At 70.7% G+C, this 10,827-nt stretch carries 7 protein-coding genes; 4 read left to right on the forward strand and 3 right to left on the reverse strand.

All coding sequences use genetic code 11. The features are described from left to right. Positions 1-35 precede the first annotated feature (35 nt). Together D7Y21_RS22185 and D7Y21_RS22190 are read left to right on the forward strand one after the other, a co-directional pair. Entirely contained in the window at positions 36-2,201 is a 2,166-nt protein-coding gene (locus D7Y21_RS22185; RefSeq protein WP_121715533.1) for a cation:proton antiporter, read from the forward strand. A gap of 5 nt (positions 2,202-2,206) precedes the next feature. Then, on the forward strand, positions 2,207-3,025 hold the full coding sequence (locus D7Y21_RS22190; RefSeq protein WP_121715536.1) for a helix-turn-helix domain-containing protein: 819 nt from the start codon (positions 2,207-2,209) through the stop codon (positions 3,023-3,025). A 31-nt stretch (positions 3,026-3,056) separates the two neighbouring features. Here the strand turns inward: D7Y21_RS22190 and D7Y21_RS22195 are convergent, their stop codons facing one another. Next, on the reverse strand, positions 3,057-3,809 hold the full coding sequence (locus D7Y21_RS22195; protein WP_121715538.1) for a GNAT family N-acetyltransferase: 753 nt from the start codon (positions 3,807-3,809) through the stop codon (positions 3,057-3,059). 112 nt (positions 3,810-3,921) lie between these two features. Here D7Y21_RS22195 and D7Y21_RS22200 point away from each other — a divergent pair, with 112 nt between their 5' ends. Beyond that, positions 3,922-4,377: a hypothetical protein gene (locus D7Y21_RS22200; protein ID WP_121715540.1), complete on the forward strand. Its 456-nt coding sequence runs from the start codon at positions 3,922-3,924 to the stop codon at positions 4,375-4,377. Between the two features lie 122 nt (positions 4,378-4,499). After that, on the forward strand, positions 4,500-6,956 hold the full coding sequence (gene gyrB / locus D7Y21_RS22205) for a DNA topoisomerase (ATP-hydrolyzing) subunit B (RefSeq protein ID WP_120565368.1): 2,457 nt from the start codon (positions 4,500-4,502) through the stop codon (positions 6,954-6,956). 153 nt (positions 6,957-7,109) lie between these two features. Here gyrB and D7Y21_RS22210 read toward each other — a convergent pair whose 3' ends face one another. Further along, complete coding sequence (locus tag D7Y21_RS22210) at positions 7,110-7,667, reverse strand: hypothetical protein (RefSeq protein WP_120565367.1); 558 nt, start codon at positions 7,665-7,667, stop codon at positions 7,110-7,112. 148 nt (positions 7,668-7,815) lie between these two features. Continuing rightward, complete coding sequence (locus D7Y21_RS22215) at positions 7,816-10,656, reverse strand: serine/threonine-protein kinase (protein WP_121715541.1); 2,841 nt, start codon at positions 10,654-10,656, stop codon at positions 7,816-7,818. Positions 10,657-10,827 lie beyond the last annotated feature (171 nt).

Genomic DNA, 10,827 nt, shown 5'->3' on the forward strand with positions numbered 1-10,827 from the left:
TGCTCCCTTAACACTTTCCTAGCGAGGCCTGTCAGATGAATCCCCACATGCTCGCCCAGCTCCTGGTCCAGCTCATCGTCATCATCGCGGTGTCCCGGCTGATTGGCCGGGGTGCTCGCTGGCTGGGGCAGCCCCTGGTCATCGCGGAGGTGGTGGCGGGCATCGCGTTGGGCCCGTCGCTCCTGGGCTGGCTGGCGCCGGACGCCATGCGCTGGCTGTTCCCGCCGGAGTCCATGCCGTTCCTGAAGATGCTGGCCGAGGTGGGCCTGGTGCTCTTCATGTTCCTCATCGGCCTGGAGCTGGACCCCAAGCTGTTGAAGGGGCGGGGGCACGCGTCGGTGGCCATCAGCCACTCCAGCATCATCGTCCCGTTCGCCCTGGGCGCGGCGGCGGGCGCGCTGTGGCTGTACAAGTCGCTGTCCAGCCCGGACGTGCCGTTCTCCTCGTTCGTGCTGTTCATGGGCGTGTCCATGAGCATCACGGCCTTCCCGGTGCTGGCGCGCATCCTCTCGGAGCGCGGGCTGATGCAGTCGAAGCTGGGCGCCATCGCCATCGCGTGCGCGGCGGTGGACGACGTGACGGCGTGGTGCATCCTGGCGTTCGTGGTGTCGCTGGTGCGCGCGTCGGACCTGGCGCACGCGGGGCTCACCACGCTGTTCGCGCTGCTCTACATCGCCTTCATGCTGCTGCTGGTGAAGCCGTTCCTCGCCCGGCTGGGCGCGCGTGTGGCCAACCGCGAGGGGCTCACCCAGAACGTGGTGGCCATCACCCTGGTGCTGCTGCTCAGCTCCGCGTGGACCACCGAGTACATCGGCATCCACTCGCTCTTCGGCGCCTTCATGTTCGGCGCGGTGATTCCCAAGGAGGGCGGGCTGGCGGCGGCGCTGGCGGAGAAGCTGGAGGACGTGGCCGTCGTGCTGCTGCTGCCCGTGTTCTTCGCCTTCAGCGGCCTGCGCACGCAGCTGGGCCTTCTGGCCACTCCGGAGGCGTGGCTCACCTGCGGCGTCATCATCGTCCTGGCGTGCCTGGGCAAGTTCGGCGGCAGCGCGGTGGCCGCGCGCCTCACGGGCCTGCGGTGGCGGGAGGCGGGCGCCATCGGCATCCTGATGAACACGCGCGGCCTGATGGAGCTCATCGTGCTCAACCTGGGCCTGGACCTGGGCGTCATCTCGCCCACGCTCTTCACGATGATGGTCATCATGGCGCTGGTCACGACCTTCATGACCACGCCGTTCCTGCGCCTGCTGTATTCGCCGGAGGAGCAGGCGCGTGACCAGCTGCTGCACGCGCCGGAGCCGTCGCTGCCCCCGTCCGCGTACACGGTGCTCCTGTGCGTGTCGCACGGGCAGGCTGGCCCGGGCATGGCGGTGCTGTCGCGCGCGCTGTCGGGCGAGCGCAACGAGGCGAACCTCTACGCGCTGCACCTCTTGTCCCCGGAACGCTCGCTGAAGGCCCGCGGGGAGGAGGCGCTGGACCCGTCCGCCGCGTCCGGCGGAGCGCTGGCGCCCCTGGTGGGCCGCGCGGAGAAGCTGGGGCTGTCCGTGCGCACGCTGTCGTTCGTGTCGTCCGAACCCGCGCGGGACATCTGCCGCACGGCGCAGGCCAAGCGCGCGGACCTGGTGCTGCTGGGCTGGCACAAGCCGCTCTTCAGCCAGACGGTGCTGGGCGGCACGGTGCACGAGGTCATGCAGGAGGCGGGCGGCACGGTGGCGGTGCTGGTGGACCGCGGCCTGTCGCAGGTGCGCCGGGTGCTGGTGCCCTTCGTGGGCAGCCGGCATGACCGGGCGGCGCTGGGGCTGGCGCGGCGGCTGGTGAAGCAGGCCGGCGCGGAGGTGACGGTGCTGCACGTGACCTCTCCGGAAGGCTCGGGCGCGGGCCGCGCGCAGGTGGAGGAGCTGTTCCCCGCGGACGAAGGCGCCTCCGTGAAGCTCAAGGTGGTGCGCCACGCGTCGCCGGAAGAGGCAGCGCTGGAAGAAGCGAAGGCGGGTTACGACCTCGTGGTGGTGGGTCTGGCGGCTGAATGGGGCCTGGAAGACCGGTTGTTCGGCGTGCAGCGCGAGCGAATCGTGCGCGACGCGCCCGCCTCGCTGCTGCTCGTGCGTCACCCGGAGGGGGCAACGGTGCTGGCCCAGACCCCGGAGCAGGCCCGGACGCAGGGGACGCCCCCGGAGACGACGCAGCCGCTGGGCGCGCGGAGCTGAGCGCCATGCACCTGGGAGCCACACTCCGCCTGCTGCGAGTGGACGCGGGCCTGTCCCTGCGCGACCTGGCGCGGCGCATCGGCGTGTCCAGCGCGTACCTGAGCCGCGTGGAGAACGGCGTGGACGCGCCGCCCACGCAGGAGCGGCTGACGGCCATCGCCCGGGAGCTGGACGTGCCCCCGGGGCTGCTCATGGACGTGGCCAACCGGGTGAGCCCGTACGTGGCGGGCTACCTGGAGGACGTGCCCGCGGCGGGGACGCTGATGCTGGACATCGCGCGCCGCAAGCTCACCGGCGCGCAGCTGGCGCGCGTGCGGGCCTTCCTGGACGCGGAGTTCCCCCTGCGCGAGGTGCGCGGCAACGACCCCGTGCCCCCACTGGCGCCGCTCCTGAGCCCGGAGCGGGTGGTGGTGCAGCTCTCCTGCGGGGACTACGAGGACGCGCTCGACGTGGCGGCCGGGCGGCTGGCGGCGGCCCTGCCCGGCATGGACGCGGCGGTGCTCGCGGAGGGCCTGCGCCGGCGCGAGGGCGAGGCCCCGACCCAGGTGGGCAACGGCGTGGCGGTGCCGCACGCGTTCGTGCCCGGCGCGGCTCCGGTGGCGGCGCTGGTGACGCTGGCCCGGCCCCTGAAGGCGGACGCGCCGGACGGCCAGCCCTTGCGGCTGGTGGTGGCGCTGGTGGACGGCCACGTGGGCCGCGCGCGGCTGATGCGGCTGGCGCACGTGGCCAGGCTCGCCGGGCGCGGACTGGCGGACCGGCTCCTGGGCGTGGAGGAGCCCCAGCGGGTGCTGGAGACGCTGGAGGAGCTGGAAGCGCTGCGCTGACGCCAGGCGCCCCGCGCTTTTCAGCGCGCCTTCAGGGCCCTTGGGGCACCCAGTGCTCCCAGGGGCCCAGGTCGCGGTAGCCCAGGTGCCGGTACACGCGGAGGCCCGCCGGGGTGGACTGGAGCACCGTCGCGGTGCACCCGCGCTTGCGGGCCTCGGAGATGATTCCGCGCATCACCGCCGACGCGAGCCCCAGCCCCCGGGCCTCCGGGTGGGTGGCCACCAGGTACACGCCCGCCGTGTCCGCCACATCCACCGCCAGCCCGCAGGACAGCGCCCGGCCGTGCTCGCGCGCCACCACGGTGTGCACCGGCAGACGGGGCGGCAGCTGCCACATGGAGAGGATATCCCGCCACTCCGCGCCGTAGGTCTGGACGTTGATCTCCACCAGGTCGTCCATGTCGTCCACGGGCTCCACCGGCACCCCGGGCGCCGCGTCCGGCAGCTCCTTCAGCCAGGCCCCCATGGCCACCACGGTGAAGTCCGGCCGGTAGCCCGCGGCGCCCAGCACCCGCGCAGCGTCTCGCTGCCCCGGCGTCAGGGTGACGCGCCAGCGTGACAGCCCATGCCCCCGGTAGAAGTCCGTGACGGCCGGCAGCGCGGCCGCCAGCGCGTCCGCGTCCGTGAAGAGGACCTGCTGGAAGTGCGCGTCCTGGTAGTTGGGCAGCGCGAACGCGTCCACTCCGGGGAGGCGCAGGTGGCGCAGCGGGCCGCGCTCGGCTTGCAGGCGTTTGAAGGCGATGATGTTGGTGTGCAGGCGCAGGGTGAGTTCGGCATCCGTCATGCGTGCCGGCAGCCTATGCGCGGGGACGACGGCCAAAGAACAGCCCCAGAGGAAAGGACGCGCACACCGTGCGCCAGGGGGTTAGGTTTCCATCCCTTCTGGGCCCGCCACCATGACCCCGCGCTTCTTCTCGTTCGATCCACGTCCCACCCGAATCTCCCTCATCCTGGGCGCGTGCCTCCTGGCGGTCCTCACCGCCTGGGCCCTGGCGGACTACCGGGGCGGCGGGGGGCTGGTCGCCATGGCGCGGGCCGGCATCAGCGCGGGCCTGATGCTGACCTTCCTCGTCTCCGTCCACCGCCTGCGCCCTCGCGCGCAATGGGGCATCACCCTGGACGCCGCGGGCGTGCGGGTGGCCCGGCCCTTCAGCGGACAGCCGCTGGAGTTGCACTGGGGACAGATTGATTCCGTGCGCCGGGTCGGCCGCAAAGGGAGCGTGCTGGGCCTGTTCCTCAAGGAGGAGGGAAGGGTGCTCGTCACGCGACATCTTTTCGCCCGCAAGGCTGTTTATGAAGAGTTGCTCGCGGCGCTGGAGGACCGCCTCCCGCCCTCGCGTTTCGACGCCTGATTCATGAATCTTTCCGCAGCCTTGCGTGGGCTCCCGGAGCTTGTCCGGGATGCCCGGTGGTGGTAGGCACAACGGGCTTGAGCCCTGTCGCAACGGCAGCCTTTCCCAAGGACACGCTTCACATGGAAAAGACCCCCGCTACCGGTGTCGCGCCGGCCGCGCCGCCCGCCGATTATGGGACGGACGCCATCACCAAGCTCGAAGGGCTGGAGGCCGTCCGCAAGCGCCCCGGCATGTACATCGGCGACACGATGACCTACGGGCTCCACAAGCTCGTCTACGAGGTCGTCGACAACTCGGTGGACGAGGCCCTGGCCGGGCACTGCACGGACATCGACGTGGTCATCCACGTGGACGGCTCGCTCAGCGTCCAGGACAACGGCCGCGGCATTCCCGTGGGCCCGCACCCCGACCCCAAGTTCAAGGGCAAGGACACGCTGGAAGTGGTGCTCACGGAGCTGCACGCCGGCAGCAAGTTCGGCAACGGCGCGTACAAGGTGTCCGGCGGCCTGCACGGCGTGGGCGTCACCTGCGTGAACTTCCTGTCGGAGTGGTTCAAGGTCCGCGTCCAGCGCGCCGGCAAGGTCTACGAGCAGTCCTACGCGCGCGGCGTGTCCAACGGTTCGCCCCAGGAAGTGGGCACCACGGACAAGGTCGGCACGACCATCCACTTCAAGCCGGACTCCATGGTGATGGAGACGGTGGACTTCAACTTCGAGACGCTCAGCCAGCGCCTGCGTGAGCTCGCGTTCCTCAACGCGGGCCTGCACATCACCATCCGCGACGAGCGCACCCAGAAGGAGCACGACTTCAAGTTCGACGGCGGCATCTCCTCCTTCGTGGAGTACCTCAACAAGGCGAAGGAAGCGCTGCACGACAAGCCCGTCTACATCAAGTCGGAGCGCGAGGGCGTGTCGCTGGAAATCGCCATGCAGTGGAACGATGGCTACGACGAGCGCATCTTCACCTTCGCCAACAACATCAACACCCACGAGGGTGGCAGCCACCTGTCCGGCTTCAAGGCCGCGCTCACGCGCACGCTCAACAGCTACGCGGAGAAGGGCAGTCTCTGGAAGGACCTGAAGGAGACGCCCACGGGTGAAGACGCGCGTGAAGGCCTCTCCGCGGTCATCTCCGTGAAGCTCTCCAACCCCCAGTTCGAGGGCCAGACGAAGACGAAGCTGGGCAACAGCGAGGTGAAGGGCCTGGTCGAGCAGATGGTGAATGATCAGCTCGCCTCCTTCCTGGAGGAGAACCCGCCGCTCGCCAAGAAGGTCGTGGTGAAGATTGGCGACGCGTGCCGCGCCCGCCTCGCCGCGCGCAAGGCCCGTGAGACGGTGCGCCGCAAGGGCGTGCTGGACGGCGGCGGTCTGCCCGGAAAGCTCGCGGACTGTCAGAGCCGCGACCCGCACGAGAGCGAGCTGTACATCGTGGAGGGTGACTCCGCAGGTGGCTCCGCGAAGCAGGGCCGGGACCGGCGCAACCAAGCCATCCTCCCGCTGCGCGGCAAGATTTTGAACGTGGAGAAGGCGCGCTTCGAGAAGATGCTGACCAGCGCCGAAATCGTCACGCTCATCACCGCGCTGGGCACGGGCATCGGGGCGGAGGACTACGACCCGGAGAAGGCGCGCTACCACCGCATCATCCTGATGACGGACGCAGACGTGGACGGCAGCCACATCCGCACGCTGCTGCTCACGTTCTTCTACCGGCAGATGCGCGAGCTCATCGACCGGGGCTACGTCTACATCGCGCAGCCGCCGCTCTACAAAGTCACGCGCAACAAGAAGGACAGCTACGTCAAGGACGAGCGCGCCCTCAACGAGTACCTGCTGCGCATCGCCGCGGAGCACTGCCGGGTGAAGACGCCGGCCGGTGAGCTGGGCGGCAGCGACTTCAAGGCGCTGCTGGAGAAGGTCATCACCTACGAGGAGCGGCTGGAGAAGCAGGCCAAGCGCCGCGACGCGCGCATCGTGGACGCGCTGGTGCAGGCCACCCGCCTGCGCTCGGAGACGCTCGCGGACGGGGCGGCGGTGGAGGCGGAGATCGTCACCATGCGCGAGTACTGCCAGCGGCGCATGCCGGACGTGATGGGCCGGCTGTCCACGCGGCTGGAGCAGGACGCGGAGCACCAGGAGGCAAAACGGCTGGTGGTGACGACGGACGTGAACGGCTCCATGCGCGAGTCCGTCTTCGACCAGGCCTACCTGTCCTCGCCGGAGTACCTGGAGCTCGTCGCCCTGCGCGAAGCGTTCGACTCGCTGGGCAAGACGCCCTACCTCGTCCAGGTGGACGCGGGCGAGGTGTCGGCGTTCTCCGTGCAGGAGGTGCTGGCCGCGGTCCGCAAGGACGCGCAGAAGGGCCTGGGCCTGCAGCGCTACAAGGGTCTGGGCGAGATGAACCCGGAGCAGCTCTGGGAGACGACCATGGACCCCACCCGCCGCACGCTGCTCCAGGTGCGGGTGGAGGACATGGTGGAGAGCGACGAGATCTTCTCCCTGCTCATGGGTGAAGCGGTGGAGCCGCGCCGCGAGTTCATCGAGCGCAACGCGCTGGACGTGCAGAACCTGGACATCTGAGGTTCGCTGTCCGCGGTGCCTGAATCACCACGCCGGGCCCATGGGAGAAAGACCCGTGGGCCCGGTGCCGTTTTCCGGCTCCGCGCCCACGTGCCCTTCCCATCCTTTTCGAGCCGGGCCGCGGAAGTGACGCACGGCGGCCCCCGTGAGCCCTTACGGAAGGAACCTGGCGACCAGTGACCAGCGCGAGGACGCCCCCGCGCGCATGTTGAGGATGGCGGTGATGCCGATGACGCCCGCCATGGCGGCGAGGTTCGCGATGCCGCCCGCGTCCAGCGCCCGCATCGTCTTCGCGGCCTTCTCCGGCGTGCCCACGGTGGGCGTGAGGCCCGACTCCACGGGGACGGCGCCCTCGGGGGCCTGCTTCGCCAGGTACGCCCCGCCGAAGATGTTGGCCGCGCCCAGCGCCACGGTGGCGCCCAGCAGCACGTCCTTCGCGATGACCAGCCCGCGCGTGGTGCGGTCGATCTCCCGGCCCGTCAGGTGCGAGCGGCCCACCAGCCAGGTGATGGCCGCCAGGCCCACGGACGCGGCGTTGACGATGTTGAAGCCGTTCCACGCGGCGTTCACCACCTGCCCGCGCTCCGCCTGGGAACCAATCACCTTCACGGCGGGGTTGAGCGCCACCTTGCCGAAGAGCGAACCGCCGAACCCCACGGCGAGCCCCAGGTTGTGCAGCACCAGACCGGTGGAGGACAGGACAGGCATCATGGACGGACTCCAGAAGAGAAGAAGTGGATGTCCGTGAGGGTAGGCACTGCCCTTGCGCGCGGGAGCAGCGCGTCAGGGTGGCACTGGGAGTGGAGCCAACGCCCGTCTGCTGGACGTGCTCCCGGGCGGGGGCCCGGGTGTCCGCCCGCTAGCGCTCGGAGCGCTTGGCGCCGCGCAGCGCCTCCGCGCGTTCCTTGCGGGACATGTTCGTCACGTCGACGATGTCGAAGTCGAGCGCGCCCTGGTTGTCCCCCAGCTGCAGGTCGGGGAAGAGGCAGCTCAGGTCCTGTACGCCGGACACCTGGTAGCGCTTGCCCGTCTCGAAGAGGCGGTGCGTGCTTCGCACGGACTCGGCCTTGGGGCCCTTCTCCACGCACAGCACCGTGTGCACGCGGCCATTGGGGCCGGAGCGGACCTCCGCGAAGTCGTCGCGCACGGTGAAGGCATAGGTGGACTTGGGGTTGAGTCCGCGCAGCAGCATCTGGTGCTGGGGCTTCACGTTCAGGGCGTTCTTCTCCGGCTCGAACAGCACGGAGCGGGGCGGGATGTACGCGGACTGCCGCAGGTGCACGCGGATGGAGCCGCGGTTGTCTTCGGGGCCGGTGTCGTCCAGAGCGAAGAAGTGGAGCTTCTTCGCGCCCTTGATGGTGCGTGGCGCGCTGCTCACGAAACCCACGGTGTTGTCCGCCGGCAGGTCGCCTTCCGCGTAGTAGACGAGCGTGCCGGACGCGGTGCCGTCGCCTTCCGCGAACGCCGCGCTGCCCTCGGTCCACACGGAGTAGGCGGCGCCGGGCGACACGTCGATGGTGGCCGTGGGGTACTCCGGCAGCGGCAGCGCGTTGTACCTGGGGCGCAGCACCAGCAGGCGCGTGGGGTAGTCCATGCGCCGCATCTCGCGGTCCTTGTCGTTGGCCAGCGGGTCGGCGTCGGCGCCGGTGGCCCCGGCGGAGTCGACGGACCCGGTCCCCGCGTCCGTGGAGGCCAGGCCTCCGTCCACATCCAGGGCGGTGCCCGCGTCGCCGCCAGGGACAACGGCGGCGGCGACAGCGCCCGTGCCCGCGTCAGGGGCCGGGGCGCCCGCGTCGAGCGTGGTGGAGGTGGGAATCTCCGACGCCATCTGGGTGGTGCCGGGCGCCACCTCCAGCTCCGCCTTGAGGTGGACCTCCTGCTGGTTGGGCGTGAAGCGCCGCGTCCAGGCGCGGTAGCCCGGCTTGGTGACGACGATGGTGTGGGACGTCCGTTGATCCGCGCCGATGATGCGGCTGGGCGTGTTCCCCACCGGCCGGCCGTTGACGACGACGGAGGCCCCCTCCGGCTTGGAGGTGATCCACAGGACGACGGGCTCGTTGGAGACCTCGCCCTCCTCGGACGGGGACAGGAAGTGGATGAGCAGGCCGATGACGAGCAGCACGCCGGTGATGCCGAACACGGCCATGCTCAGCTGGCGCACCTGCTTCGTGCGCTTGCCCTCGCGCTCGGCGGCCTCGGCGGCCAGCTTCTCGCGCGCGTCGTCCGCGGTGGTGCGGGCGCGGGGGGCCTCCTTCTCGTCCGGCTCGGACGCTTCGGGCGACTCCCGCGGCTCCGTCGCGATGGCCGTCTCCACCGGCGTGTCATGCGGCGCGGCCAGCGTGGGCAGCGCCCGCGGCATCGCCGTGGGCTCCGTGCCCCCGTCGGTGTCCGGCTCGGGCTGAAGCTCGGGAGGCAGGGGGCGGCGGCCGGTGCTGGTGTTCTCGCGGGTGCCCCCTGGCGTCGTCACGCGGCGCACGCCGGTGCTGCTCCTGCGCACGGCGGTGGCCTGGGTGGCCGAGCGGCGCGGGGTGCCCTCCGTCGAGGGGCGCAGGCCGGGGGTGCTGCCGGACGCGCGCACGCCGGGGCTGGAGGGCCGCGCCACGCCCGGGCTGGACGGGCGGGCCACGCCGGGGCTGGAAGCCCGGCCGTTGCTGGACGGCATCCGCGCGCGGCCCTGGGACGGCTCCGACGACGGCGACTGCCACGCGGCCAGCTGCTCCTTGAAGCCGGGCGGCAGCTCCACCTTGCGTCCCTCGGCGGCCAGCTCCTCCGCGAAGAGGTACGTCATGAGCTGGCTCAGCATCGTGGGCGTGAAGCGCGGCGTGTCCCGGTAGAGCAGCTCCACCGCGGACTCGCTCAGGTCCTTCGCCGTCTGGTAGCGGGCCTCGCGGTCCACCGCCATGGCGTGCGCGACGATGGTCTCCAGGTCCTCGCCGATGCCCGGGTTGACGGCGGACGGGGGCAGGCAGTCGCCGGTGATGATGCGGGGCAGCACGGTGACGAACTCGCCCTCGAAGGGGCGCCGGCCGCAGAGCATCTCGTAGAGGACGACGCCCGCCGCGTACACGTCCGTGCGCGCGTCCAGGTCCTGCCGGCCCTGCGCCTGCTCCGGGGAGAAGTACGGGTACTTGCCCTTGAGCGTGCCCGGAGACGTCCTGGCCTCCACGGCGCTCGTGGCCTTGGCGATGCCGAAGTCGATGACCTTGACCTCGCCCTCGTAGGAGATGAGGACGTTGTCCGGGGACACGTCGCGGTGGACCAGGCCCAGCAGCTGGCCGTCCTCGCCCACGTGGCGGTGCGCGTAGTCCAGGCCCTCGCACAGCTTGCTGGCGATGTGCAGCGCCAGGGGCTGCGGGAGGAACCCGACGCCCGCGCGCGACGCGCGCCGCAGCACCTTCGACAGGGGCTGGCCGTGCACCAGCTCCATGGCGATGAAGTACTGCCCGTCCACCTCACCGAAGTCGAAGATCTGCGCGATGTTCCCGTGCGTCAGGCCCGCCACGAGGCGCGCCTCGCTGATGAACATCTCCACGAAGTCGTGGTCGTCCACGAAGTGCGGGAGGATCTGCTTGATGACGCAGGGCTTGGTGACGCCCATCGCGCCCGTCATACGCGCGCGGTAGGTGACCGCCATGCCCCCCGCGGCAAGCTTGGAGATCAGGACGTACTTGCCGAATTGCTGGGGACTGGGTTCTGCCACGGGCGGGGAGGCGGGGCCGGGTTTGGGGAAGCCCCAGCATACTCGCCTTCCACCGAAAGTCCCGACCACGCTCGCATGGCATGCGAAGATTTCGCTCCGGGTGCTGTCCGGGCAGCAGCGGGCATCCTGGTGGGTCGGAACGGCCCTCGGGAGTGACGCGATGTCCCAGGT

The sequence above is a fragment of the Corallococcus sp. AB045 genome (genome assembly GCF_003668895.1).
Lineage (GTDB): Bacteria > Myxococcota > Myxococcia > Myxococcales > Myxococcaceae > Corallococcus > Corallococcus coralloides.